The sequence below is a fragment of the Paenibacillus sp. P32E genome, from assembly GCF_001909085.1.
Taxonomy (GTDB): Bacteria; Bacillota; Bacilli; order Paenibacillales; family Paenibacillaceae; genus Paenibacillus_AQ; species Paenibacillus_AQ helianthi.
The window spans coordinates 1-889 of record NZ_LVYY01000061.1; the positions used below are offsets into that span (position 1 = coordinate 1).

The 889-nt window shown below is 48.8% G+C and carries 1 pseudogene; it reads left to right on the top strand.

Annotation, left to right across the window (positions count from 1 at the left end):
- Positions 1-274: 274 nt before the first annotated feature.
- Positions 275-889 (top strand): annotated as a pseudogene (locus A3848_RS33595) (transposase); the annotation flags it as partial.

Consider the following 889-nt stretch of genomic DNA (forward strand, 5'->3'; position numbering starts at 1 on the left):
TCCCTTGTTTTTGGAGTCGGACAAACGTTGTGCTCCGTGAGGACGCTCCGCGAACGGACCGTTGTTCCAATCGCTCTTGTGTCCAGATTTTTTTTATTCCCCTTAGCGGTGAAAATCCGGACACAAAGGCGAACGCTATCGCTTTTCCACAATCGTTCCGTCCTCTCCGCTGTTTAAGCGGGAAACATACTACAATATTTATAAAAACGCAAAAAAGAAACCACTCTTTTGGTAAAATGGAAGTGCGACCAACCATTTCAAAGGAGGGTTTCTTTTGTACATTCAATATACCATGGACCAACTTTGCTTGCCAATGGATTTAGAAGAAGATATCCTACCAAATCACCTCGTTCGTGTCGTGAACGCAGCAGTGAATCGACTCGACGACGCCATCTTTGACGCGGCCTACCCCGGCGGCGGCCGCGACAGTTACCATCCTAAAATGCTGACTAATTATCTACGCGTATACACAGCGCATCTACTCCTCCCGGCAAATCGCCAAAGCGGTCCGAGAAAACATTCCCTTCATGTGGCTGGCTGGACGTCAACGTCCGGATTTTCGCACCCTTAATCGCTTCCGTTCCCAGCGAATGAAGGACGTCCTTGAAAGGGTATTTACCGCCGTGCTTCAATTTCTTGCGGACGAAAAATACATTTCCCTAGAGCATTACTTCGTGGATGGCACCAAGATCGAGGCCAACGCGAATCGTTACACCTTTGTGTGGGGCAAAGCGGTTAGTAAGCATAAGGCCAAACTCCAAGAAAAGGTACATGCTTTGTTTGTCGACATTGAGGCCGCAGAGAAACGAGAAGAACAGGAACACCGTGGCCAGGACCTGAACGAACTCGGCGAGTCCGCCGAGATTGACAGTGCGAAACTGGAACAAAT